Annotated in this window: 26 protein-coding genes and 1 pseudogene; 14 read left to right on the forward strand and 13 right to left on the reverse strand. The window is 70.4% G+C overall.

Annotation, left to right across the window (positions count from 1 at the left end):
• The first annotated feature begins 129 nt into the window (after positions 1-129).
• A complete protein-coding gene (locus IE066_RS06315; RefSeq protein WP_189447877.1) occupies positions 130-1,242 on the forward strand; it encodes a DUF1615 domain-containing protein in 1,113 nt (370 codons plus the stop codon).
• 6 nt (positions 1,243-1,248) lie between these two features.
• Here the strand turns inward: IE066_RS06315 and IE066_RS06320 are convergent, their stop codons facing one another.
• Both IE066_RS06320 and IE066_RS06325 read right to left on the reverse strand, forming a co-directional pair.
• A complete protein-coding gene (locus IE066_RS06320; RefSeq protein WP_189447879.1) occupies positions 1,249-2,238 on the reverse strand; it encodes an SDR family oxidoreductase in 990 nt (329 codons plus the stop codon).
• Positions 2,239-2,322: 84 nt separating this feature from the next.
• Positions 2,323-2,838, reverse strand: coding sequence for a DUF1993 domain-containing protein (locus IE066_RS06325; RefSeq protein ID WP_189447881.1), 516 nt, complete (start codon positions 2,836-2,838; stop codon positions 2,323-2,325).
• On the opposite strand from IE066_RS06325, the gene IE066_RS06330 reads away from it, so the two are divergent.
• The 4 genes from IE066_RS06330 to IE066_RS06345 all read left to right on the forward strand — a co-directional run bounded on the left by IE066_RS06330 (position 2,837) and on the right by IE066_RS06345 (position 6,153).
• Positions 2,837-3,505 carry a M23 family metallopeptidase gene (locus IE066_RS06330; protein ID WP_229790686.1) on the forward strand — a complete coding sequence of 223 codons (669 nt, stop codon included), beginning with the start codon at positions 2,837-2,839 and terminating at the stop codon, positions 3,503-3,505. The genes IE066_RS06325 and IE066_RS06330 overlap by 2 nt on opposite strands.
• A gap of 134 nt (positions 3,506-3,639) precedes the next feature.
• Positions 3,640-3,939 carry a hypothetical protein gene (locus IE066_RS06335; RefSeq protein WP_189447883.1) on the forward strand — a complete coding sequence of 100 codons (300 nt, stop codon included), beginning with the start codon at positions 3,640-3,642 and terminating at the stop codon, positions 3,937-3,939.
• A 76-nt stretch (positions 3,940-4,015) separates the two neighbouring features.
• The gene (locus tag IE066_RS06340) at positions 4,016-4,324 is read left to right on the forward strand and encodes a DUF2388 domain-containing protein (RefSeq protein WP_189447885.1); all 309 of its coding nucleotides are present in this window, start codon (positions 4,016-4,018) and stop codon (positions 4,322-4,324) included.
• Between the two features lie 14 nt (positions 4,325-4,338).
• Entirely contained in the window at positions 4,339-6,153 is a 1,815-nt protein-coding gene (locus tag IE066_RS06345; RefSeq protein ID WP_189447886.1) for a DUF7844 domain-containing protein, read from the forward strand.
• Positions 6,154-6,171: 18 nt separating this feature from the next.
• Here IE066_RS06345 and IE066_RS06350 read toward each other — a convergent pair whose 3' ends face one another.
• Entirely contained in the window at positions 6,172-6,897 is a 726-nt protein-coding gene (locus tag IE066_RS06350; RefSeq protein WP_189447887.1) for an SOS response-associated peptidase, read from the reverse strand.
• 133 nt (positions 6,898-7,030) lie between these two features.
• On the opposite strand from IE066_RS06350, the gene IE066_RS06355 reads away from it, so the two are divergent.
• The gene (locus IE066_RS06355; protein WP_189447888.1) at positions 7,031-8,854 is read left to right on the forward strand and encodes a GGDEF domain-containing protein; all 1,824 of its coding nucleotides are present in this window, start codon (positions 7,031-7,033) and stop codon (positions 8,852-8,854) included.
• A 76-nt stretch (positions 8,855-8,930) separates the two neighbouring features.
• Here IE066_RS06355 and IE066_RS06360 read toward each other — a convergent pair whose 3' ends face one another.
• The 6 genes and pseudogenes from IE066_RS06360 to upp form a co-directional block, all read right to left on the reverse strand.
• On the reverse strand, positions 8,931-9,329 hold the full coding sequence (locus tag IE066_RS06360) for a hypothetical protein (RefSeq protein ID WP_189447889.1): 399 nt from the start codon (positions 9,327-9,329) through the stop codon (positions 8,931-8,933).
• A gap of 7 nt (positions 9,330-9,336) precedes the next feature.
• A complete protein-coding gene (locus IE066_RS14755; protein ID WP_268244875.1) occupies positions 9,337-9,705 on the reverse strand; it encodes a response regulator in 369 nt (122 codons plus the stop codon).
• Positions 9,706-9,735: 30 nt separating this feature from the next.
• Positions 9,736-10,914, reverse strand: a pseudogene (locus tag IE066_RS06365) (ATP-binding protein); the annotation flags it as partial.
• A 198-nt stretch (positions 10,915-11,112) separates the two neighbouring features.
• A complete protein-coding gene (locus IE066_RS06370) occupies positions 11,113-11,484 on the reverse strand; it encodes a response regulator (RefSeq protein ID WP_189447891.1) in 372 nt (123 codons plus the stop codon).
• A 129-nt stretch (positions 11,485-11,613) separates the two neighbouring features.
• Complete coding sequence (locus IE066_RS06375) at positions 11,614-13,731, reverse strand: M13 family metallopeptidase (RefSeq protein ID WP_189447893.1); 2,118 nt, start codon at positions 13,729-13,731, stop codon at positions 11,614-11,616.
• A gap of 131 nt (positions 13,732-13,862) precedes the next feature.
• Entirely contained in the window at positions 13,863-14,495 is a 633-nt protein-coding gene (gene upp, locus IE066_RS06380; RefSeq protein WP_189447895.1) for a uracil phosphoribosyltransferase, read from the reverse strand.
• 39 nt (positions 14,496-14,534) lie between these two features.
• On the opposite strand from upp, the gene IE066_RS06385 reads away from it, so the two are divergent.
• From IE066_RS06385 to IE066_RS06395, 3 genes are all read left to right on the forward strand, one after another.
• Entirely contained in the window at positions 14,535-15,290 is a 756-nt protein-coding gene (locus IE066_RS06385; RefSeq protein ID WP_189447897.1) for an alpha/beta hydrolase, read from the forward strand.
• A 105-nt stretch (positions 15,291-15,395) separates the two neighbouring features.
• Positions 15,396-15,947 (forward strand): peroxiredoxin, encoded by a 552-nt coding sequence (locus IE066_RS06390; protein ID WP_189447899.1) that lies wholly within the window; start codon positions 15,396-15,398, stop codon positions 15,945-15,947.
• Positions 15,948-16,033: 86 nt separating this feature from the next.
• Positions 16,034-16,231, forward strand: a complete 198-nt coding sequence (locus IE066_RS06395) for a hypothetical protein (RefSeq protein ID WP_189447900.1) — start codon at positions 16,034-16,036, stop codon at positions 16,229-16,231.
• A gap of 11 nt (positions 16,232-16,242) precedes the next feature.
• On the opposite strand, the gene IE066_RS06400 is transcribed toward IE066_RS06395, so the two are convergent.
• On the reverse strand, positions 16,243-16,668 hold the full coding sequence (locus IE066_RS06400) for an organic hydroperoxide resistance protein (RefSeq protein WP_189447902.1): 426 nt from the start codon (positions 16,666-16,668) through the stop codon (positions 16,243-16,245).
• Between the two features lie 210 nt (positions 16,669-16,878).
• Here IE066_RS06400 and IE066_RS06405 point away from each other — a divergent pair, with 210 nt between their 5' ends.
• Positions 16,879-17,967 (forward strand): alkene reductase, encoded by a 1,089-nt coding sequence (locus IE066_RS06405; protein ID WP_189447904.1) that lies wholly within the window; start codon positions 16,879-16,881, stop codon positions 17,965-17,967.
• A gap of 69 nt (positions 17,968-18,036) precedes the next feature.
• Here IE066_RS06405 and IE066_RS06410 read toward each other — a convergent pair whose 3' ends face one another.
• Positions 18,037-18,828: an SDR family NAD(P)-dependent oxidoreductase gene (locus IE066_RS06410; protein WP_189447906.1), complete on the reverse strand. Its 792-nt coding sequence runs from the start codon at positions 18,826-18,828 to the stop codon at positions 18,037-18,039.
• 457 nt (positions 18,829-19,285) lie between these two features.
• On the opposite strand from IE066_RS06410, the gene IE066_RS06415 reads away from it, so the two are divergent.
• From IE066_RS06415 to IE066_RS06430, 4 genes are all read left to right on the forward strand, one after another.
• A complete protein-coding gene (locus IE066_RS06415) occupies positions 19,286-19,591 on the forward strand; it encodes a hypothetical protein (protein WP_189447908.1) in 306 nt (101 codons plus the stop codon).
• Between the two features lie 11 nt (positions 19,592-19,602).
• Complete coding sequence (locus IE066_RS06420; protein WP_189447910.1) at positions 19,603-19,746, forward strand: hypothetical protein; 144 nt, start codon at positions 19,603-19,605, stop codon at positions 19,744-19,746.
• Positions 19,747-19,801: 55 nt separating this feature from the next.
• Complete coding sequence (locus tag IE066_RS06425) at positions 19,802-20,308, forward strand: RcnB family protein (protein WP_189447912.1); 507 nt, start codon at positions 19,802-19,804, stop codon at positions 20,306-20,308.
• Between the two features lie 159 nt (positions 20,309-20,467).
• Complete coding sequence (locus IE066_RS06430) at positions 20,468-21,520, forward strand: NAD(P)-dependent alcohol dehydrogenase (RefSeq protein WP_189447915.1); 1,053 nt, start codon at positions 20,468-20,470, stop codon at positions 21,518-21,520.
• Positions 21,521-21,580: 60 nt separating this feature from the next.
• On the opposite strand, the gene IE066_RS06435 is transcribed toward IE066_RS06430, so the two are convergent.
• Positions 21,581-22,102: a type 1 glutamine amidotransferase domain-containing protein gene (locus IE066_RS06435; RefSeq protein WP_189447917.1), complete on the reverse strand. Its 522-nt coding sequence runs from the start codon at positions 22,100-22,102 to the stop codon at positions 21,581-21,583.
• A gap of 69 nt (positions 22,103-22,171) precedes the next feature.
• Positions 22,172-22,672: a GFA family protein gene (locus IE066_RS06440; protein ID WP_189447919.1), complete on the reverse strand. Its 501-nt coding sequence runs from the start codon at positions 22,670-22,672 to the stop codon at positions 22,172-22,174.
• Positions 22,673-22,689: the final 17 nt, after the last annotated feature.

Raw genomic sequence — 22,689 nt, forward strand, 5'->3', positions numbered from 1 at the left:
ACAGGCTCCGTTGACGGGAGTCACAGGCTCGCCCGCGCGCAGCACCGCGGCTATCCGGATCCTGCGCCGATGCATGCGGCGGTGTCGCGCTCGTGCACTATCCGCAGCAGCCCGATCCGACCAAGCCCGATGACGTCTCCGCACCGCTTCCGCCGCATCGCTGCCACCGCCCTGCTCGCACTCGTGGCACTCGCCTGCGGCTGCGACCGCACGCCCCGCCCGCGCGAGAAGACGCCCGAGGAAGTACGCGCCGAACTGCACCGCCTGCTGCCGGCCACGATGGCCGACCGCAATGGTTGGGCGGCCGATATCCAGGCGGCCTTCGCGGCGCTACGCATCGAGCCGTCGACCGCGAACCTCTGCTCGGTGCTGGCCGTGACCGAGCAGGAATCGACGTTCACCAGCGACCCGAAGGTACCGGGCCTCGGCCGCATCGCGCTGGAGGAGATCGACCGCCGCATGCGCGCGCGCCACATCCCGCCGCTGGTCGCGCGCGCCGCGCTGCAGATCGAATCGCCAGACGGGCGCACCTGGGAGCAGCGCATCGCCGCGGCCACCAGCGAGCGCGAACTCAGCAACGTCTACGAGGCGATGATCGACCGAGTGCCGATGGGTCAGCGCCTGCTGGCGAGCTCGAACCCCGTGCGCACCGGCGGGCCGATGCAGGTCGGCATCGCCTTCGCCGAGCAACTGGCGAAGGAGAAGGACTATCCGTATCCCATCGAGGGCTCGATCCGCCGCGAGGTGTTCACCCGTCGCGGCGGCATGTACTTCGGCATCGCGCACCTGCTCGGCTATCGCGCGACCTACACCCGGCCCATCCATCGCTTCGCCGACTTCAACGCCGGCTGGTACGCGAGCCGGAATGCCGCCTTCCAGCACGCGGTCACGGTGGCGACCGGCATCGAGCTCGACGAGGACGGCGACCTCGTCCGCTACGACAGCGACGAGCCGAGCCGCACCGAGGTCGCCGTGCGCGTGCTCTCGCAGCAGCTGGGCATGACCGACGCGCAGATCCACCGCGCGCTGCGCAAGGCGCGAACGCACGACTTCGAAGAGACCGATCTCTACCGCGAGGTCTTCGAGCTCGCCGACCACGCCGCGGGACGCGAGCTGCCGCGCGCGCGCATCCCGCAGATCCGCCTGTCCAGCCCGAAGATCACCCGCAAGCTCACCACCGAATGGTTCGCCACGCGCGTGGACACCCGCTACCGGCGCTGCATGGCGCGGGCCAAGGGCTGAGGCGCGTCAGCCGCGCGGGCCGCCCATCACTGGCAGGATCGCGCCGTTGACGTACGAGCCCGTCACCGGCGAGGCCAGGAACACGTAGGCGGGCGACAGCTCCTCGGGCTGCGCGGGACGCTTCATGTCGCTGTCCTCGCCGAACTTCGACACCGACTCGGCGTCCTTGTCGGCCGGGTTCAGCGGTGTCCACACCGGCCCCGGCGCCACCGCGTTCACGCGGATCCCGCGTTCCAGCAGGTTGCTCGCCAGCGACATCGTGAACGCGTTGATCGCGCCTTTCGTCGCCGAGTAGTCCAGCAGTTCCTTGTTGCCGAAGATCGCCGTCTCCGACGTCGTATTGATGATGCAGGCGCCCTCCTTCATGTGCGGCAGCGCGGCGCGCGCCATGTGGAAGTAGCCGCCGATGTTGGTCTCCAGCGTCATCATCAGCTGGTCGTCGGTGATGTCCTCCAGCCGGGTGACGTGCTGCTGGAAGGCGGCGTTGTTGACCAGGATGTCGAGCTTTCCGAACTCGTCGACCACCTGCTGCACAGCGCCGTCGCAGAACTTCGCGTCGCGCACGTCGCCGGCGATGGTCAGGCAGCGGCGGCCTTCCGCCTCCACGAATTCCTGGGTGGTCTTCGCGTCCTCATGCTCGTCGAGGTAGAGCACCGCGACATCGGCGCCCTCGCGCGCGAACAGCACGGCCACCGCGCGGCCGATGCCGGAATCGGCGCCGGTGACGATCGCCACCATGTCCTTGAGTTTCTCGCTGCCCTTGTAGCCGGGCGCCAGGAAGCGCGGCTCGACTTCGAGCTCGTGCTCGTTGCCGGGCTTCTTCAGGTGCTGCTTGGGCAGCGGGTTCACGGGCTTGTCGTCCAGGCCTGCCTGCATGGGCTTGGCTTCGCCCGAGGAACCGCCGCCCGATGCCTCCTTCGCGTCGATGCGGCTCTGGATCTCGCGTTGCTTCTCGGCGGTGCGGGCGGCGTCGCCCTTCGGATGCTGGCTGGCCATGGAGGCTCCTCGAGGGAAAGCGCCAACATGGCCCGCCGGCTGCAAAGCGCCGGTGATCGCCGGGCGAGGAAAGTGTGAGCCCCCTCAGACGGGCGTGGCGCCCGCGATGTAGTCGGTCTTGCCCAGCGGCGCGCCCTGCCCGCGCAGCAGCGCGTAGGCGACGGTGCAGTGGAAATGCAGGTTGGGCAGCACGAAGCCCAGCAGGTAGTCCTGGCCCTTGAAGCGCAGCTCGCCCGAGCGCATGACAAGCAGGATGTCGCGCTCCTCGCTGCCGTCGATGTCGGCGGCGTCGAGCGTGTGGATGAACGCGATCGTGCGATCGATGCGGGCGTACAGCTCGTCCATCGTCGTCTCGCTGTCCTCGAAGGCGGGCGGCTGCTGGCCGGCGAGGCGCGCTGCACCGTTCTTGGCCATGTCGCAGGCGATCTGCACCTGGCGCGAGAGCGGCAGCATGTCGTCGATGATGCGCAGCCCCAGCAGGCCGTCGACATCGACGCCGCGTTCGCGCGCGTGCGCTTCGCCCTTGGACAGAATATGGCGCAGGTTGCGCAGCGCGCGCTCGAACACCGGAACGGACGCCGCGTACATGGAGATCGTCATGACGGATTCACCGGTAAGGGGCCGCCAGCCTAATACGGCCGCCGCGCCGCTTGATCGGCCGCAGGGCGCAGGACCCCCGCCGCCGCGCGACTACGCGCCACTGCTGCGTCGGGTGCTGACGCTGGTCGCGGTCGGCTGCATGCTGGCGCTCGCAGGCTACTGGGAATGGCGACAGCCGTTCATGGCTTATCCGAGAGCCGTGGCGTCGCTCATGCGCGAGCCGGCACCGGATGCATTGCCGATGCCGGTCGACGGCATCAGCGCCTCGCGCGTGGCCGATACCTGGGGCGCGCGACGCGGCGCGGACCGCTCGCACCAGGGCGTCGACATCTTCGCGCCGCGCCGCACCCCTGTGCTCAGTGCGACGCGCGGGGTGGTCGTCTCGATCCGCGACCACGGCCTCGGCGGCAAGCAGGTCTGGGTGATGGGCCCTGGCGGCGAGCGCCACTACTACGCGCACCTCGACGCCTGGGAGCCCGACCTGCGCGAAGGCGACCTCGTGCGCACAGGCAGCCGGCTCGGCGAAGTCGGCGATACCGGCAACGCGCGCGGCACGCCCACGCACCTGCATTACGGCATCTACACCCGCGAGGGGGCGATCGACCCGCTGCCGCGGCTGAAGGCCGGCGCCTCGATGCGCCGCGAGGATTCACCCGACGGGCATTGAGGCCAGCGCGGTGCGCCGACGTTCCCAGCGCGCGTCGCGATCGAGCGGACGCGCGTTCACCGCCCCGCGACGTTCACGGCCGCCATCATCGATGCATGCGGCGCCGGGCGCCGGTCGGAACGAGGTGAGTCGTCATGCAGGAACGGATCGAAGTCGGGCAGATGGTCTTCGTGACGGATGGCGCGATGGGGGTCGGCGCGGTGCGCGAGACCCGCGGCGAGGACATCGTCGTGAACATCCAGAACGCCGGCGATTTCGTGCTGCCGGTCAGCGCGGTGCGCGACGTGCATTCGGGCAAGGTGCTGCTCGACCTCGACCGGCTGGAGCCGGACGTCGTCGAGGCGCTGCGCCACGTGCACGATGCCGAGGCGCCGCCGTACGCGGTGCTCGACCCGAAGGACGGCACGCCGGACGATACCAAGCGCACGCATTGAGGCCGCGACACGGCCGGTTCAGCGGGATGCGCGTCCGGGCGACTATCCTCGGCGCTCCCGCCGACCGGACCGTTCCATGACCGCCCGATACACGCTTCTCGCGACCGCCGTCGCGCTCGCCCTTCCGCTTTCCGCGGCCGCCAGCAGCTTCGCGGGCTCGTCGGCCGGTTCCTCGGCCGCCGGCGCGTCCAATACCAGCGGCAGCAGCACCGGCGATGACAAGATCGTGCTGCAGGCACGCGACGACGCGGCGATGTTCGTCGCCACCGAGGGCCGCGTCCGCGGCGCGCAGCTCGAAGCGGCCTTCCGCGTGCTGCGTGCGCAGCGCGACGAGGCCCGCGCCGCGAGCGAACTCGAACTCGCACGCTCGATTCTCGCGCGCTGACATTCCGCCTTCCGATGAAGCGGTTTTCGCGCGGCCCCACGCTCGCGGCCGCGCTCATCTCCGTATCCGCCGCGCCCGCGAGCGCGGTGGAGCTCGACGTGCGCACCGACGGGCTCGATGCCGGCGAACGCGTCGCGAGTGCGCAGATCCTCGACGACGTGCAGCGACTGCTTCCGCTGGGCTGGTCGGCCGGCATCGACGGACCGCTGCGCATCGAGTGGCACGACGGCCTCCCGGCGCACGTCGAGGGTCGCTACCGCAATGGCCTCGTCCGCCTGCGTCGCTCCTTGCTGCGTGACTGGCAGGCGCGCGATGCGTCGCGCCCGGATGACGCTGCCACGCGCGCCGCACGCGCCGCGGTGCTGCACGAACTCGCTCATGCCTGGGACCGATCGCACAAGGGCGGCCTGTCGCGTGACGCACGCCTGCTCGACCTCGCGGGCTGGCCGGCGACGGCGATCCGCAGGGGCCGTGTCGGCGCGAACGATTTCCGCGACCGCACGCCCGACGCCTACGAGCTCGCCACCCCGCGCGAGTTCGTCGCGGTGAACCTCGAGCATTTCCTGCTCGATCCCGAGTACGCGTGCCGCCGCCCCGCGCTGCACCGCTATTTCGTCGCGCGCACGCAGGCGGCGATGCCGAGGCCCAACTGCGCGCCGCCCGCATTCGTGCAGCCGTCGATGGAAGGCGCGGCCGATCCGTCGCCGCTGCTGGAGATCGACCCCGCACGCATCGCCGGCGTCGACTACCTGCTCGCCGAGCCGGATGCGCATCCGATGAGCCGCTGGGGCCATTCGATGCTGCGTCTGGTCGTCTGCGCGCCGGGCCGTCCGCGGGGGCCGGACTGCAGGCTCGACATCGCGTCGCACGTAGTGCTCTCGTTCCGCGCGTTCGTCGACGACCTGCAGATCTCCGGCTGGCGCGGCCTCACCGGCGCGTATCCCTCGCGCCTGTTCGTGCTGCCGATGCCGCAGGTGATCGAGGAATACACCAAGGTCGAGCTGCGCGGCCTGCGCTCGGTGCCGCTGCGACTGTCCGACGACGAGATCGCGCTGCTCCTCGAACAGGCCGCGCAGGTGCACTGGAGCTACGACGGGCGCTACCGCTTCGTGAACCGCAATTGCGCGGTGGAAACCTGGCGGCTGCTGCACGCGGGCGTGCCGCGCCTCGCCTCGGCATCGCTCACCGGACTCACGCCGACCGGCCTGCTGCGCCGCCTGCAGTCCGCGGGCGTGGCCGACGCCTCGATGCAGTCCGATCCCGACGCGGCGCTGCGGCTCGGCTACCGCTTCGACTCGCAGGGCGCGCATTACGCGGAACTGCTGGACGTCGTGCGCGCGTCGCTGCCGATCGGCCCCCGCAGCGTGGAGGCATGGCTGGACGATCCGCCGGCGTCGCGCGCGCGCTGGATCGAACAGGCCGACCTGCGCGCAGCCGCCGCATTGCTGGTGCTGGAGAACGCGGCGCTGCGTCGTGCCGAGGCGCGCGCGGCCGACGTGCTCAAGCGTCGCCTGCTCCAGGACGACGCGCAGGCCGTCGCTCTGCGGGGCGATCTGCGCGGCTCGCTCGCGCTCGCCGATCGCCTCACCCGCCCCGCGGCGCTGCTGGCCGATGGCGGCTACGGCCAGCCAATGCCCGGCGAGCGCTCGGTTCTGCGTGCGCGGCTGGAAACGGATGCGGCCGAATGGTCGTCGCGCAGCGCAGAATTGCGCAATGCGGGCGAAGCGCTGCTATCCGTCGGGCGCCGAGACGCGCTGGCCGCGAGCCGCGACAACATCGCCCGCCTGTCGGCGCGCCTGCGGGAACTGGCGGTCACGACACGCGACTGAAAGCGAAGGCGACCGCCGTCAATCGATGTCCTCGTCCTCCTCGTCCAGCCACGCCTCGTCCGAAGGCTCGGCCGGCATGTCGCCTGCCGCGTCGGCGGGCTCGAGCAGCGTGTAGTCGTCGACCTCCGCGCTGCGGACCCGGCGCGACACCTCGTATGCCTCCAGCGCCGGCTGCCGCAGGCGCGCGAGGAAGCGCGTCGGCCAGCGCGGGCCGGCGAGCCAGGCCTCGGCCTCGACGGCGGGCAGGAAGACCGGGCCGTCGGGCACGAGCGGCGCCGGGATGGCGTCGTTGGGCATCGTCAGCACGGTGAAGGTCAGCAGATCCGGCTCGTCGGCGGGCCAGCGGTCCCATAGCCCCGCGGCGAACAGCGCACGTCCGTCGCGCGCCTGGATGAAGTACGGCCGCGCCGGTTTCTGCGTGCGATCCCATTTGTAGTAGCCGGTCATCGGCACCACGCAGCGGCGCTTTTCCCAGGCGCTGCGGTAGATGCGGCTGGTGGGCGCGCGCTCCAGCCGCGCGGTGACCGTCGTGTACTTCGTGTCCGGCGTCTTCGACCAGCTCGGCACCAGGCCCCAGACGGCGTCCTCCACCGCCGCGCCGTCGCCACGGTCGAGCACGATCGACGCGGGCTTGCGCACCGCGACGTTGTAGCGCTCCGGCGCCGCGGCGAGCGCGGCCGCCACGCCGCCGGGAAGTCCCGGTGGCAGGGCGTCGAGCAGGAAGGCCTGGGCGAATCGGCGCATGGCTCTCGGCAAGAGGAAAGCGTCCAGATGCCACGGCCGGCGTGGTCGGCACGTGCGCGCAATGACTTCAGGACGCGCGGAAGCAGCCGTTAATGGCGTCGAGCCGGCATCCCCTGCCGCACCGTGAGCGCCCGTGCGTAATCGTCGCCGCCTCGTCCTCCTCGCCCTGCTGCTGCCCGCGCTGCTCGTGCAGGCGGCGGATGCTCCGCGCACGGCGCGGACCCGCATCAGCGAGATCGATCCGCAGACCCTGCCGATCGAGCCGATCGCGCGCGTGGTCGCCGACCGCGATGGCGACACCGTGCCCGACCGCAAGGGCGAGATGGTGCGGGTGCGCGGCGTGGTGACCATTCCGTCCGACGTACTGCGCGTGGAGAGCCTTCAGGCCGCCATCCAGGACGAAACCGGCGGCATGGGCGTCTTCAACATGCGCGAGTCGACCCCGCTGGCCGCGGGCGACGTGATCGAGGCCTGGGGCCGCGTCAGCCAGTTCAAGGGCGCGATCCAGCTGGAGAACGCCCGCGTGCGCCGCGTCGGCCGTGCCGCGCTCCCCGAGGCGCTGGCGCTGAGCGCCGAGGAAGCCGACGGCTGGAAGCACGTCGGCCGCCGCGTGCGCGTGGAGGGCCTCGCCGGCGCGGTGACGCTCGACAGCTACAGCATGCTGCGCATCACCGGCGACGACGGCATCCCGCTGCAGCTGTTCGTCCCGGCGCCGATCGCCGACGGCTTCGACTGGAAGCGGTTCCCGCGCGGCACGCGCGTCGCCGCCACCGGCGTGCTGTCCATCTACAAGCCGACCTGGCCGTTCGACGGTGGCTTCCAGGTGGTGCTGGCCGACGCGGGCGATCTGCAGATCCTGCAACCCCCGCCGCCCGAGTGGCAGCGCTGGTTCCTGCCCGCGGTAGGCGCGGGACTGGGCATCGTCGCCCTCGCCGGCCTGATGATCCTGCTGCTGCAGCGCCGCCAGCGCGCGCGCGATCGCGAGCTCTCCACGCTGTCGGCGCTGTCGCGTGCGTTCGCCGACCCGGACATGGGCGAGGAACGCCTGGCGCACAACGCCTGCGAGATCCTCGTCGCCTACGACATCGTGGAGGCCGCGAGCGTGCACGTTTTCGACGACGCCGGCCGCCTGCACCGCGTCGCCGCGACGGTCAGCGACGGCCGCCTCAATGATTCAACGCCGCCCGCCGAGGGCGACGACGGCACCGGCGGCCTGGTCGCGCGCCTGCGCGAGCATGGCGTGCACGTACTCGCGTTGTCACCGCTTCCCGGTACGGCGACGCCCATAGGCATGCTCGCCGCGCTGTCCGCGAGGCCGCGGCCCCCGTCGCAGCGCCAGGAGCGCACGCTGCTGTCGGCAGCGAAACTTCTTGGAATGGCGATCGAGAACCGCCGCATCCGCGAGGCCGCACGACGCGAGGCCGAGGCGCTGCACGAGCTGGTCATCACCGACGAGCTCACGCGCCTCTACAACCGGCGCTTCCTCGACGAATACCTGCGCGTGCAGCTGCCGCTGGCCGAGCGCCGCGGTGGTGGGCTGGCGTTCGTCGCCATCGACGTCGACCACTTCAAGCGCATCAACGACACCTGGGGCCACGAGGCGGGCGATCGCGTGATCGCGGGCGTCGCCGGCCAGCTGCGCCAGGCCAGCCGCGGCAGCGACCTGCCCGTTCGGCTGGGCGGCGAGGAATTCCTCGTGGTCATCGCCGAGCACGAGATCGACGGCGCGCTCGCCTTCGCCGAGCGCCTGCGCGTCGCGATTTCCAGCCAGGCCTTCGAGGTGGCGCCGGGCGAGTCGCTGCACGTCACCGTGTCGGTGGGCGTCGCGCTGTTCGGGGTGCACGGCACGGACGCGGCGATGCTGATGCGCGCCAGCGACGAGGCCATGTACGCCTCCAAGCGCGCCGGCCGGGATCGCGTCACGCTGTCGACCACGCTCCCGGCGATCAGCGGCTGAGGCCATCGCCGACGGCGCAGGCGGCCACCGACCGCCGCAGCCCTATCCGCGCGCGGACCGGGTTCTACGAAACGGCTCAGCGCGCCGCTTCGGCCGCGCGCCGCTGCATTTCCTCGCGCTGCGCCGCCGTGAGCGGCGGCCCATTGCCCCCGCAGCGGTCGACGTAGGTCCGGCTGTAGGCGTCGACGAGTTCGAAGCAGCCGATGCGCACGGGCCCCGCCGGGGCGGCAGACGCAGCGCCCGGCGCGGGTTGGACGGCGGTATCGCCCGCCGTCCATTTCGTCTTCTCGACGACGCCGCGCATCAGCAGCGCGAACAGCGCGAGCCCGACGATCGCGATCGCCCACCAGATCCACGCCGCTGCGCCGCGACGCGGCCCGTAGCGGCGCCGCTCGCGCTCGTCGCGGCGACGCGCGTCGTCGCGCAACGCGCCGCCGTAGGCCCGCGCGGGATCCTCCGGGCCGTGCGTCGTCACAGCGGACTCAGCCCGGGGCGGGCGGCGCGGCAAGCAACTGCGAGAGGCGCTTCTGCAGGTCCTCGACGCGGTAAGGCTTGGCGATGAAATCGCAACCCTCGGGAATCGTCGGCAGTTGCCCGCGCGCATAGCCCGAGGCGAGCAGCACGCGGATGTCGGGGCGGATGCGCCGCGCCTCGCGATAGAGGTCGACGCCGCTCATGCCCTTGGGCATCACCACGTCGGTGAACAGCACCTCGATCTCGGGATCGCGCGCCAGCACCTCGAGCGCCGCGGCCCCCTCGTTGGCGGTCAGCACCGCGTACCCGAGGTAGCGTAGCGACTCGACCGCCATCATCTGCACGTCCGGGTCGTCCTCCACCAGCAGTACCTTCACGGGTGCCCCGCCGTCGCCATCGTCGAGCGACTCGCCGTCGCCGCGGACAGGCAGGTAGAAGCTGATCGTCGTGCCTTGACCGAGCACGCTATCGATCGTGACGTCGCCACCGGACTGCACCGCGAAGCCGTAGACCTGGCTGAGGCCGAGACCGCTGCCCTTGCCCACTTCCTTGGTGGTGAAGAACGGCTCCATCGCGTGCTCGATCACTTCGGGCGCCATGCCCTCGCCGGTGTCCTCGACGGTCACCAGCACGTAGCGCCCTGGCCCGCGACGGCCCTCCTTGTCGCGCTGCACGTGCTCGCGCGTACGGATGGTGATGCGGCCACCCTCCGGCATCGCGTCGCGCGCATTGACCACGAGATTGAGCAGCGCGGCCTCGAACTCCGGCGCGTCGACGTGCACCTCGCCGAGGCCACGCCCCAGCGACAACTCGATCGCCACGTTCTCGCCTACGCCGCGGCGCAGCACCGACTCCGCGCCGTAGATCAGCGCGTTCGGGTCGTGCACTTCCGGCCTCAGCGTCTGCCGGCGGGAATACGCGAGCAACTGCCGCGTGAGCAGCGAGCCGCGCTCGGCCGCGCGCTGCGCGCCCGCCACCAGCCTGCGCACGCGCTGCGGGTCGCTGCTGTCGACCGCGATGAGATCGAGGCTGTTGGTGATGACCGTCAGCAGGTTGTTGAAGTCGTGCGCGACACCGTAGGTGAGCTGGCCGATCGCCTCCATGCGATGCGCCTGAAGCATGGCCTGCTGCGCAACTTCCAGGGCGCGCTGCTGCTCGCGGCGTTCCGTGATGTCGCGGGTGACCTTGGCGAAACCGATGTGGCGTCCGTCGTCGTCATACACCGGGTCGATGATGACGTTGGCCCAGAAGCGCGTGCCGTCCTTGCGCAGCCGCCAGCCTTCCTTCTCGTAGCGCCCCTGCGTGCGCGCCGTTTCCAGCGCCATCGCGGGTTCGCCGCGGCCACGGTCCTCATCGGTGTAGAACCGCGAGAAGTGCTCGCCGACGATCTCATCCGCGGCATAGCCCTTGATGCGCTGGCCGCCGGCGTTCCAGCTGGCGATCCTGCCCGTGGTATCGAGCATGTAGATCGCGTAGTCGGTGACGCCCTGGACGAGCAGACGGAACTGACGCTCGCTCTCGCCCAGACCGATCCCGTTCGGCCCGGCGGAAACCGCCGCACCCGGATCAGTGAAACCCTGCTGCATGACCACCCCTGTTACCGCTTTCCTGCAAATTAGTGATGACGGCGTGAAGACAGCGCGACGGCCGCTTGGCCGCGCCGCGCCGACGGCGCATCCGCGGCGCAACGTGGATTCTGGTTGGCGCGCCCGTCATCGGCGCTGAACCCCGGTACGCCCGCGTCGAACGAGCCCACGTACGGTTCATGTCGCGCCGGCCTTCGGCTACATCGGGCGGTGCAGCCGCTCGCGCGCGGCGCCGACCACGTCGCGCAGTTGCTCCGGCTTCTTCATGACGGTGCAACCGTAGCGCTCGGTCAGCCGGGTGATGGAATGCAGGTCGCCCAGCGAGGTGAACACGATCACCGGCGGCCGCTCGTCCAGCTGCTCGACCGCCTCGAGCACCTGCCAGCCGTCCACGTCCGGCATCATCAGGTCGCAGACGATCAGCTTCGGCTGCAGGCCGCCCTGCAGCAGTTGCAGCGCGCCGGCGCCGGTGTCGGCCTGGAACACGGTGTGGCCTTCCATTTCCAGCAGGTCCGCGAGCATTTCGCGCACGCGTGAGTTGTCGTCCACGACGAGGATTCGGGTTTCCATCAGGAAGCTACGGCCGGTTGGGTTGCGCTAGTGGTAACCCGCCGCGGATTCAAGACGCGTGAGGCCGGGTCGCCCCGGCCTCGCATGACGGCCCGGCGCCAGTGCGCCGGCCCGCATGTACCGCCTGGATCACCAGATGCGGACGCGCTGCTCCGGCGGGATCCACAGCGGATCCTTGTCGGTGATGCCGAACGCCGTGTACCAGGCATCGAGGTTGCGCAGCGGCGCGAACGCGCGGATCTGGCCCGGCGAATGGGGGTCGCCGACCAGCTGCTGGCGCAGCGCGTCGTCGCGAAACAGCGTGCGCCAGACCTGCGCCCAGCCGAGGAACACGCGCTGGTCGCCGGTGAAGCCATCGAGCACCGGCGCCGGCTTGCCGCCGAGCGAGCGGTGGTAGGCCTCCAGCGCGATGGTGATGCCGCCGAGGTCGCCGATGTTCTCGCCCATCGAGGCGCGCCCGTTGATGTGCACGCCCGGCAGGGTCGGGAACTCGTAGCTCTCGTATTGCGCGCCGAGGCGCGTGGCCTGCGCCTCGAACTTCTCGGCGTCCTCCGCCGTCCACCAGTCGCGCAGGTAGCCCTTGCCGTCGGACTTGCGGCCCTGGTCGTCGAAGCCGTGAATGATCTCGTGGCCGATCACGCCGCCGATGGCGCCGTAGTTCACCGCCGGATCGGCATCCGGATCGAAGAACGGCGGCTGCAGGATCGCGGCCGGGAACACGATCTCGTTCTTGACCGAGTTGTAGTAGGCGTTGACGGTCTGCGGGGTCATGCCCCACTCGAGCTTGTCGACCGGCTTGCCGATGCGCGCGCGGCGGAAATCCCACTCAAACTGCTGCACGCGCTCCGCGTTGCCGAACACGTCGCCCGCGACGATCTTCAGGCCGCTGTAGTCGCGCCACTTCTCCGGGTAGCCGATCTTCAGGCCGAAGTTGTCGAGCTTGGCCAGCGCCTCGGCGCGGGTGGCCGGGCTCATCCAGTCGAGCTGGTTGAGGCGCACGCGCATCGCGTCCTTAACGTTGGCGACGAGCGCGTCCATCTTGGCCTTGGAGTCGGCCGGGAAGTACAGCTTCACGTAGTCGCGGCCGATGGCCTCGCCCATCGAGCCCTCGGCGACGGCGACGGCGCGCTTCCAGCGCTCGCGCTGCTGCGGCTGGCCCTGCATGAACTTCGAGCGGAACTCGAACTGCGCGTCCGCGAACGCCTTCGACAGCAGCGGCGCGGCCTGGTCGGTCACCATGAAGGCTTCCCAGGCCTTCAGCGTCTCCAGGTCGGTCTCGTTGAACACCGCGGCGATCTTCGGCAGCGCGGTGTCCTGGCGCACGACGGCGCGGCCCGCGTGGTCGACGCCCGCGGCGGCGAGGAACTGCGCCCACGGGAAGCCCGGTGCCTTCGTGGCGAGCTCGGCGACCTGCACGGGGTTGTAGGTCTTGTCCCGGTCGCGACTCTGCGCGCGGGTCCAGTGCGCGTTCGCGATCTTCGTTTCCATCGCGAGGATGGCGGCAGCGCGCTCGGCGGGCTTGTCCCAGCCGGCGAGGCCCAGCATCTGCGCTAGATACTGCTGGTAGCGCTCGCGCTGCGGCGCGAACTTGGCGTCGAGGTAGAGCTCGCGGTCGCCCAGGCCCAGCCCCGACTGGCCGATGTACAGCGTGTACTTGTCCGGATCGCGCGCGTCGTCGCCGACCGAGAGGCCGAACAGGCTGCGGCCGAAACCGCCCTGCGTGCGGCCCATCAGCTCGGCCATCTGCGTCTTGTTCGACACCTTGCGGATCGCTTCGATGCGCGGCTTCAGCGGCGCGCCGCCGAGCTTCTCGATCGTCGCCTCGTCCATGAAGCCGCGATACAGCGCGCCGACCTTCGAGGCGTCGTCGTTGCCGGCATTCGACGGATAGGTCTCGACCAGCTGGCGGACGCGCGCCTCGGACAGGTCGCGCAGCACGGCGAAACCGCCGTAGCTCGAGCGGTCGGCGGGGATCTGCGTGGTCTTGGCCCAGTTGCCGTTGACGTAGCCGAAGAAGTCGGCGCCCGGCTTGACGCTGCGGTCCATGCCGCCGAGGTCCACGCCCCAGTCGCCCAGGCGCTTGGCCTGGATCGCGTCGCCCGAGCCGCTGGCAGGCGCGGCAGTGTCGACGGGCAGCAGCGCCTGCAGGCTGCAGGTCGCGTCGAGGCAGTGTGCGTCCTGCGCGTGGAGGGACGGGGCCAGCGCGAGCGCGGCGGCGGTCGCGAGCGAGAGCAGCGAGGTCTTCAAGCGGTTTCTCCCCAGGTCGCCGGAACGGCCGGCGCGGTACGACCCCGGAGCATACGGCCGCCCGCCGGAGCGCCTCTAGGCCAGAAGTCCCGCCCCGGCGCGCCCGAAGGTGACCGGGTTCACGCGTGGGCTCAGCGCACACGCGTGCCGAAGATGCGATCGCCCGCGTCGCCGAGGCCCGGCAGGATGTAGCCGCGCTCGTTGAGTCGCTCGTCGACCGATGCGGTGACGATCTCGACATCCGGATGCTTCGCTTCCACCGCGCGCAGGCCCTCCGGCGCGGCGACCAGGCACAGCGCCTTGATGCGCGTGGCCCCCGCGGCCTTGAGCAGGTCGATGGTGGCGACCATGGTGCCGCCGGTGGCGAGCATCGGATCGAGGATCAGCGCGATGCGGTCGGCCATGCCGCCGACCAGCTTCTCGTAGTAGCCCACGGCGCCGAGCGTTTCCTCGTCGCGCTGCAGGCCGACGACGCTCACCTTCGCCGCGGGCACCAGCTCGAGCACGCCCGGCAGCATGCCCAGTCCAGCGCGCAGGATCGGCACCAGAGTCACCTTGCGGCCCTTGATGCGCGTGACCTGCACCGGGCCCGCCCAGCCCTGCACGTCGACCGTCTCGGTCGGCAGGTCGGCGGTGGCCTCGTAGGTCAGCAGCGTGGCCACCTCGGAGGCGAGGTCGCGGAACTCCTTGGTGGAAAGCTCCGCGCGGCGCATCAGACCGAGCTTGTGCTGCACCAGCGGATGGCGGACTTCGGTGACTTTCATGCGGCGCCCCTGGGGATTCGACTGGGCACAGTTTGACCCATGCCGCGACGCGCATTCACCGCGCCGCCGCCGGTCGCCCGCGACACTTCGCCCTTCCCCCATCGCGATCACCTCCGCATGCCGCAGCCGGGCGACCTCATCGACGCCGCCGATTACGCGTTCTCCTTCCGCACGCTGGAACCCCGGCCCGATGCACCGCGTGCGCTGCTGGTGCTGCTGCACGGCGTGGGCAGCGACGAGCTGCAACTCGCATCGATCGGCGAACGCACGCCGGGCGACGTGCTCGTCGCGCTGCCGCGCGGCTACCGCTCGATCAGCGGCGGCAAGCTCGGCTGGTACCGCGTCGGCCTGAGTGAGGACGGGCTGCAGGTGGTCGAGGACGAGGCCGAGGAAGCGCGCCTGAAGCTGCATGAGTTCGTGCAGCAGCTGCAATCGCGCTTCGACGTGCCGCCCGAGCGCACCGTGGTCGCCGGCTTCAGCCAGGGCGGCATGCTGGCGGCGAGCCTCGCGCTGACCTCACCCGAAACGGTAGCGGCGTTCGCGCTGCTGTGCGGGCAGATGCCGCCCGAGGTCGAGCCGCTGCACACGCCGCGCGCAGACCTCGCGCACCTGCGCGCGCTCATCGTGCACGGCCGGCAGGACGACACCCTGCCTGTCGAGCAGGCGGAGCTCAGCGATGAGCGGCTCTCGCAGCTCGGCATCCGTCACGAGCTGCGGCTGCATCGCGGCGGACACGAACTCACCGGGGTGGTCGAGAACGACGCGGTCGAGTGGCTGTCGCGCGTGTTGGCATGAGGTCGGCGACCGCGACTTCGCGGTCGCCCTGGAGTATCGCCGCCGAGCGCTAACCGGGACGAATGGCCGTGGCGTATAACGACGCGGACCTTCCAGGAGAACGCCATGAACGCCGCCCTCCGCACCACGCTCGCCGTCGCCGTGTTGGCGCTGGCACTGCCCGCCGCCGCCGCGCTCAAGCCCGGCGAGCGTGCCCCCGACTTCAGGGCGCAGGCCTACCTCGCCGGCAAGCCCTTCACCTTCGACCTCGCGAAGGCGCGCCGCTCGGGCCCGGTGGTCGTCTACTTCTTCCCGGCCGCGCATACGCCGGGCTGCAACCTCGAGGCGCACCTGTTCTCCGAGGCCATCGACGACTTCCGCAAGGCAGGCGCCACCGTCGTCGGCCTCAGCGCCGGCAACACCGAGCAGCTCGCGGACTTCTCCAAGGAAACCGAGCACTGCGGCGGCCGCTTCCCGGTAGCCGCGGACCCGGGCGCGAAGATCGCGAAGTCCTACGACGCGCTGCTCGGTGGCCGGGCCGATCGTTCGGACCGCACGTCGTACGTGGTGACGAAGGACGGCCGCATCGCCGCCGTGCATTCCGACCTCAACCCTTCGCTGCACGTGAAGTCGATGCTCGACGCGGTGAAGGCGCTCGGCCTGCGACCGGCGAAATGATGTCGGCGCTCGACGACCGGTTCGCGCCGCTTTGATCGCGCGTTAATCGCATCGCCTCCAAGGTGCGTGCACACAGGAGGCGAGCGATGACCACCAACAAGAACGACAACCTGCCGGGCCGCACCAGCCCGGCCGGCCGTGCCGACGGCAAGCCGCAGGCGCATGTCCTGCAATCCACCGAGGGCTATCGCGACGGCAAGCAGCTCGATCCACGCAACGACCGCGGCCAGGGGCCGGAGCGCACGCAGCAGCAGGGCCGCGGCGGCGACGCCGACCGCGGCTGAACACGGCCGCCTCAGGCGACGGTGAGCGTCACGTCGATGTTGCCGCGCGTGGCATTCGAGTAAGGACACACCGCGTGCGCCTGCTCGACCAGCGCCTGCAGCTGCTCGCGCTCGAGCGCCGGCGCATCGATCACCAGCTCCGCCCGGATGCCGAAACCCGCGCCCGACGGGCCGATGCCCACGCGGCCTTCGACGCGCGTGTCGGACGGCAATGCGATCTTCTGCTGCGCGGCGACGAATTTCATCGCGCTCAGGAAGCACGCCGAATACCCCGCCGCGAACAGCTGTTCGGGATTGGTGCCCTCGCCGCCTGCGCCGCCGAGTTCGCGCGGCGTCGCCACGCGTAGGTCGAGCGCGCCGTCGGACGAGACGACGCGCCCGTCGCGCCCACCGGTCGCGCTGGCCTGCGCGGTGTAGAGAACCTTGTCGATCGCCATGCTGCGTAGCTCCGTTGCTGGGGCGCGCTCGTGCGCGCCGTGGTTGCGGCCACCCGGGTGCCGCAAAGGACTGGACATCACACCATCCCGCGCGACGGCTCGGCGCGAACGATTGCGCGCGGCAGCGCAACGGAGCATTGAGCACACGAGCCGTGCAAGTGCGCGTGCGCGCCCCATGTCCCCCATCTTCCCCAAGCAACGGATCCGCGCATGACCGCCACGCTCTTCGATCCCATACGCATCGGTGCCATCGACCTCGCCAACCGCGTGGTGATGGCGCCGCTCACCCGCAGCCGCGCCGCCGACGGACTCGTGCCGTCGCCGACGGCGATCGAGTACTACGCGCAGCGCGCGACCGCGGGCCTGATCATCACCGAGGCCACGCAGGTCAGCCCGCTGGCGCAGGGCTACATCGCGACGCCCGGGCTGTTCACGCGCGAGCAGATCGCCGGCTGGCGCAAGGTGACGGATGAAGTGCATCGCCGGGGCGGCCGCATCGTGGTGCAGCTCTGGCACGTCGGCCGCGTCTCGCACACGAGCCTGCTGCCCGACGGCGAGGTGCCGGTGGCGCCGAGCGCGATCCGTGCCAACACCAAGACGTTCACCGCCGACGGCTACGTCGACACGTCCGCGCCGCGCGCGCTGCGCATCGACGAAATTCCGGGCGTGGTCGCCGACTTCGCTCGCGCCGCCCGCAATGCCATCGAGGCCGGCTTCGACGGTGTCGAGGTGCATGCCGCCAACGGCTACCTGATCGACCAGTTCATGCGCGACGGCAGCAACCACCGCGACGATGCCTACGGCGGCAGCATCGAGAACCGCACGCGTCTGCTGCACGAAGTGGTGCAGGCGACGGTCGAGACGATCGGCGCGGAGCGCGTCGGCGTGCGCATCGCCCCGGTGACGCCGGCCAACGACATGCACGACTCCAACCCGCAGGCGCTGTTCGAGCGCGCGGTCGAAAGGCTCGACGCGCTGGGCATCGCCTACGTGCATGTGATCGAAGGCGCGACCGGCGGCCCGCGCGACGTGCAGCCCTTCGACTACGCGGCGCTGCGCGGCAAGTTCCGCGGCGCGTGGATCGTCAACAACGGCTACGACCGCGAGATGGCCGAGGCCGCCGTGCTCGAAGGCCGTGCCGATGCGGTCGCGTTCGGCCGCGCGTACATCGCCAACCCCGACCTCGTGCGGCGCCTGCGCGAGAACGCGCCGCTCAACGAGCCGGACCGCTCGACGTTCTACGGCGGCGGCGCCGAGGGCTATATCGACTATCCGTCCCTCGACGGCGTCGAGGCCTGATCGACCGGAGGGCCGCCTGCAGAGGCGGTCCTTCTTCTTCGCAGCTACGCGCTCTGCGGATACCTGCACTCAGTCGCGGTCGTGATAGCGCTCCGCGGGGCGGTCGCGTGAGACGTTCGGCACCAGCCCGCGCTCGGCCTCGACGTAGGCATCCCAGTCCCTCATGTCCGGCAGCGACGGAATGCACACCGGCTCGTCCATCTCCAGCGCACGCAACGAGGCGACGACGAGATCGTCGGCCTGCATCACGCGCTCGGGTGGGAAATTGCCGATTGCGTTGCCGGCGATCTCGTGGAAGTCGGTGGCGATCACGCCCGGGATCAATGCCTGCACGCGCACGCCGGTACCCTCGGCTTCCGTCTGCAGGGTGCGGGTGAAGGCGAGCACGTAGTTCTTCGACGCACCGTAGCCGGCGTTGCCGGGCATCTGCATGAACACCGTACCCGAGGCGACGTTGATGATCCGCCCGTGTCCCGCCGCGCTCATGCGCGCCATGGCTGCGATGGTCAGCCGCGTCAGCGCGATCACGTTGACGCGCAGCATGTGCGCGGTGGCATCGGCATCGAGCTCGGCGACGCGCCCACGCGCGGCGTAGCCTGCATTGTTGACCAGAAAGCCGATCGCGGGATCGCGCTCGATGCGCTCGACAACGCGCGCCACGCCCTCGTCCGTCGAGAGATCCGCCGGCAGTACCTCGACGTCGGCACCTTCTGCGCGTAGCAGGCCCGCGACTTCCTCGAGTTTATCGGCGCGGCGCGCGACCAGAACGAGATCGTGGCCGGTACGGGCCAGGTGTTCGGCATAGCAGCGGCCGATGCCGGCGGACGCGCCGGTGACGAGGGCCCGGGGGCGTTGGCTCATGGCGGTGCACATGCGTCGGACGGGAGGCGAGGGTCGCGCGCCGGTGGTTACGCGATCGTCGTCGGTATGCGCCCCACGATGTGCCGCCGGATGGGAGACGATCGCGGCTAACCCTTCTGGCCGTGCTTTTCAAGCGTTTCGAGCGCGTTGGCGGTGAGCAAGCAACATTCGCACGCGTGGTGATTTTTTAGCCAGAACAGCGTCGGCCCAAGCGGCCATTGGCGTGGAACGTTATATCCGGGTGATCGTCCCCAACGTTGTCCACAGGGCCTGTGTATTGCTCCGCGCTGCATGCACCGCGGCCTCGCCATGCGCGCGATTTTGTCAATCCGGGTTGACAGCCGCGAAGCGCGCCCCGTAACCGCGCAACCTGCTTCTGCGCGCTTTCGCTCCGGCGTGATGCGCGGCGCGCTAGCCTCGCACTGTCACTACACGCCCGCCGAACGCGGAGGCTCCCATGAAGCGCCAGATCCTTCTCGTCGTTCCGCTCGCCCTCGTGCTCGCGGCCTGCGCGACCACCGGGGCCTCGTCGACGGGCACCACGTCCAACCCCGTCGCAGGCTCCACTGCGGTCTCGGCGGCGGGGAGCCGTGCCATCGGCGCCTATGGCGCCACCGGCACCTCCGACGACGTACGGGGGCGCTCTGGCTCGTCAGGAGCGTCCACGCTCACGGGCCGCGCCAATCTGGCCGGCAGCGACTCGGGGACGCGCGACGACGCCACCGATGCGGACGACACGAACACCGATCCACCGCGCGACTGAGGCGGCGCCCAATGGACACCGCGGCCGCGGAGAACGCCGCTGCCCGACTTCGGTTGACGCCGATGCCCGGGATTTCCGACTTCCGTTTCGACGCCGGCGCGGTCCTCAACCGGCCGCTGAACGTGAAGGCCGTGTCGCGATTTCGTTCAGGGTGAATACGTGGTGTGGACCGGATGCTCGGCTCGCGATCCCCGCACCGAGGCCACCACCATGAAGAAGCTCACTGCAATCGGCGCCGCCGTCCTCTTCGCCACTGTCGCCGGCCTCTCGACGCCGGCTGCCGCGCAGCACCGCGACCGCAACGACGGCCCGCACCGCGAATGGAGCCAGCGCGACCACGACCGCGGCCGCAACGACGATCGCCGCGATCATCGTTGGGACGACCGCCGACACGACGACCGTCGCTACTCCCGCAATGACCGTCATGACCGCTACGACCGCTACGATCATCGCGACGACCGCCGCTACTACGCGCCGCGCACGTACCGCCCCTCGCACGTTTACGTGGTCCCGCGCGGGTACACCGTGAACCGCTGGCGCGTCGGCGCACGCATGCCGGCGCCGTATTACGCCAGCGCCTACTACGTCGATCCGTACGCCTACCGCCTGGCCCCGCCGCCGCGCGGCTACCGTTGGGTCCGCGTCGACCGCGACGTGTACATGGTGTCGATCGCATCGGGCCTCATCGCCAACGTGCTGTACGACATCTTCCGCTGATCCCCGGCGGGGCAGTCCCCAAGGGCCGGCACCTGCCGGCCCTTCGCATGTGCGCGCGTTGCGGCCGCATTCGTGGAATGCACCGAGCATCGCGGCGACAACGCCGGCGTAGCGCCGTCGGCGTAGGCTTGTCGGCTTCCGTCCTCCAGGAGCCTGCCCATGCCGACGAAAGCCTTCGGTGCCCACGCCGCCGACCAGCCGCTGGTCGCCCTCGACATCGAGCGCCGCACGCCAGGAGCGCGCGACGTCCAGATCGAGATCGCCTACTGCGGCGTCTGCCATTCCGACCTGCACACGGTGAAGTCCGAATGGTCGGGCACGCAGTACCCGTGCGTGCCGGGCCACGAGATCGTCGGCACCGTGAGCGCGGTCGGCAGCGACGTGTCCGGCTTCAAGGTCGGCGACACCGTCGGCGTCGGTTGCATGGTCGACAGCTGCCAGCACTGCGCGGCCTGCGCCGAAGGCCTCGAGCAATACTGCGAGAACGGTTTCACCGGCACTTACAACGGCCGCACGCAGGATCCGCCGGGCTACACGCTGGGCGGCTACTCGCAGCGCATCACCGTGGACGAACGCTTCGTGCTGCGCATCAACCACCCGTCCGACCAGCTCGCCGCGGTCGCGCCCCTGCTCTGCGCCGGTATCACCACCTACTCGCCGCTGCGCCACTGGAACGTGGGGCCGGGCAAGAAGGTGGGCATCGTCGGCATCGGCGGCCTCGGCCACATGGGCATCAAGATCGCCCACGCGATGGGCGCGCACGTCGTCGCCTTCACCACCAGCGAGAGCAAGCGCCAGGACGCGCACGCGCTCGGCGCCGACGAGGTCGTGGTCTCGCGCGATGCTGATGCGATGGCCGCGCATGCCGGCAGCTTCGATTTCATCCTCGACACGGTCGCCGCGAGCCACGTGCTCGACGCGTTCACCGCGCTGCTCAAGCGCGACGGCACGCTGTGCCTGGTCGGCGTACCGGAGGATCCGCATCCCAGCCCGAGCGTGGGCATGCTGATCTTCGGGCGCCGCTCGATCGCCGGCTCGCTGATCGGCGGCATCAGGGAGACGCAGGAGATGCTCGATTTCTGCGCCGAGCACGGCATCGTGGCCGACATCGAGATGATCCCGGCGCAGGCGATCAACGAGGCCTACGAGCGCATGGTGCGCAGCGACGTGAAGTACCGCTTCGTGATCGACATCGCCTCCCTCGCGGCCTGATCGCAGGCGCGAAAGCGAAAACGGGCCGCTTCGTGCGGCCCGTTTCTTTTGAGGGGAGGATCAACCCAGCGCGTCGATGACGGCCTTCGTGAAGGCCGGGATGTCGTCCGGCTTGCGGCTGGTAATGACGTGGCCGTCAACCACGACCTCGGCGTCCTTCCAGCTTGCCCCGGCATTGACGAGGTCGGTTTTCACCGAGGGCCACGAGGTCACTTCGCGGCCCTTCGCCGCGCCCGACTCGACCAGCAGCCACGGGCCATGGCAGATCGCGGCCAGCGTCTTGCCGGCGCTGTCGAAGGCGCGCACGAACTCGACGGCTTCGGGCTTCATGCGCAGGGAGTCGGGGTTCATCTGGCCGCCGGGCAGCACGAGCGCGTCGAAATCGTCGGGTCGGGCCTGCGAGAGTTCGAGGTCGACCGGCACCTCGTCGCCCCAGTCGGTGTGCTGCCAGCCCTTGATGCTGCCGCCCTTCGGGGCGATGACCTGCACGTCGAAGCCGGCGGCCTTCAGGCCGTCACGCGGGCCGGTGAGTTCGGACTGCTCGAAGCCGTCGGTGGCGAGGATGGCGATTCGCTTGGCCATGGGCCGCTCCTGTGTGGAAAGCGACGAATGCTCCGCCGTGCACGGTCGCACTACGGTGAACGGCCGTGCTCAGCGCCTGCCTTCGCGTGCCTCCAGCAGGCCGTGCCGGCGATGCCAGTCCTCCAGTGACTCGTCCGGGTAGTGCTGCGCATGGCGATCGTTCGGGCCGCGCGGCACGCGCACCCAGTTCGCCTTCGAGTCGAGCAGGATGTGCATGCGCTCGGGCGCCTCGGGCAGCGGCGTGTCGATGGCGGAGGCATGCGGGTGCACGAGCTCCGGCCATTCCGGGTCGAACAGCCAGAGCGCGCTGCCGCAGCCGGTGCAGAAGTGGCGCTCGCCCGAACTGATCGTGCACGTGTCGCCGTCGCGGATCTTCGCGTGGTAGATGCCCAGGTGCTCGCGCCCGTCCACGTCCAGCGTGTCGGCATACGCGCCTAGATTGATCGCGCTGCCGCTGCCGCCCGCGGTCTTCCGGCAGATCGAGCAGTAGCAGTACTGGTACGGCACTGGCGCGTAGGCCTCGCAGCTGAAGCGCACGCGGCCGCAATGGCAGGAACCTTCGATCCGCATGGCCGGGCTCCGGGCGG

It is taken from the genome of Cognatilysobacter xinjiangensis (assembly GCF_014651995.1).
Taxonomy (GTDB): domain Bacteria; phylum Pseudomonadota; class Gammaproteobacteria; order Xanthomonadales; family Xanthomonadaceae; genus Cognatilysobacter; species Cognatilysobacter xinjiangensis.

Bases quoted from the DNA above. Each gene is read 5' to 3' on its own strand.
- IE066_RS06405 (WP_189447904.1), top strand. From the start codon at position 16,879: ATGACCGCCACGCTCTTCGATCCCATACGCATCGGTGCCATCGACCTC.
- IE066_RS06320 (WP_189447879.1), bottom strand. From the start codon at position 2,238: ATGGCCAGCCAGCATCCGAAGGGCGACGCCGCCCGCACCGCCGAGAAG.
- IE066_RS06330 (WP_229790686.1), top strand. From the start codon at position 2,837: ATGACGGATTCACCGGTAAGGGGCCGCCAGCCTAATACGGCCGCCGCG.
- IE066_RS06400 (WP_189447902.1), bottom strand. From the start codon at position 16,668: ATGGCGATCGACAAGGTTCTCTACACCGCGCAGGCCAGCGCGACCGGT.
- IE066_RS06410 (WP_189447906.1), bottom strand. From the start codon at position 18,828: ATGAGCCAACGCCCCCGGGCCCTCGTCACCGGCGCGTCCGCCGGCATC.
- IE066_RS06385 (WP_189447897.1), top strand. From the start codon at position 14,535: ATGCCGCGACGCGCATTCACCGCGCCGCCGCCGGTCGCCCGCGACACT.
- IE066_RS06340 (WP_189447885.1), top strand. From the start codon at position 4,016: ATGACCGCCCGATACACGCTTCTCGCGACCGCCGTCGCGCTCGCCCTT.
- IE066_RS06415 (WP_189447908.1), top strand. From the start codon at position 19,286: ATGAAGCGCCAGATCCTTCTCGTCGTTCCGCTCGCCCTCGTGCTCGCG.
- IE066_RS06395 (WP_189447900.1), top strand. From the start codon at position 16,034: ATGACCACCAACAAGAACGACAACCTGCCGGGCCGCACCAGCCCGGCC.
- IE066_RS06335 (WP_189447883.1), top strand. From the start codon at position 3,640: ATGCAGGAACGGATCGAAGTCGGGCAGATGGTCTTCGTGACGGATGGC.
- IE066_RS06370 (WP_189447891.1), bottom strand. From the start codon at position 11,484: ATGGAAACCCGAATCCTCGTCGTGGACGACAACTCACGCGTGCGCGAA.
- IE066_RS06440 (WP_189447919.1), bottom strand. From the start codon at position 22,672: ATGCGGATCGAAGGTTCCTGCCATTGCGGCCGCGTGCGCTTCAGCTGC.
- IE066_RS06420 (WP_189447910.1), top strand. From the start codon at position 19,603: ATGGACACCGCGGCCGCGGAGAACGCCGCTGCCCGACTTCGGTTGACG.
- upp (WP_189447895.1), bottom strand. From the start codon at position 14,495: ATGAAAGTCACCGAAGTCCGCCATCCGCTGGTGCAGCACAAGCTCGGT.
- IE066_RS06390 (WP_189447899.1), top strand. From the start codon at position 15,396: ATGAACGCCGCCCTCCGCACCACGCTCGCCGTCGCCGTGTTGGCGCTG.
- IE066_RS06350 (WP_189447887.1), bottom strand. From the start codon at position 6,897: ATGCGCCGATTCGCCCAGGCCTTCCTGCTCGACGCCCTGCCACCGGGA.
- IE066_RS06425 (WP_189447912.1), top strand. From the start codon at position 19,802: ATGAAGAAGCTCACTGCAATCGGCGCCGCCGTCCTCTTCGCCACTGTC.
- IE066_RS06435 (WP_189447917.1), bottom strand. From the start codon at position 22,102: ATGGCCAAGCGAATCGCCATCCTCGCCACCGACGGCTTCGAGCAGTCC.
- IE066_RS06430 (WP_189447915.1), top strand. From the start codon at position 20,468: ATGCCGACGAAAGCCTTCGGTGCCCACGCCGCCGACCAGCCGCTGGTC.
- IE066_RS06345 (WP_189447886.1), top strand. From the start codon at position 4,339: ATGAAGCGGTTTTCGCGCGGCCCCACGCTCGCGGCCGCGCTCATCTCC.
- IE066_RS06325 (WP_189447881.1), bottom strand. From the start codon at position 2,838: ATGACGATCTCCATGTACGCGGCGTCCGTTCCGGTGTTCGAGCGCGCG.
- IE066_RS06315 (WP_189447877.1), top strand. From the start codon at position 130: ATGACGTCTCCGCACCGCTTCCGCCGCATCGCTGCCACCGCCCTGCTC.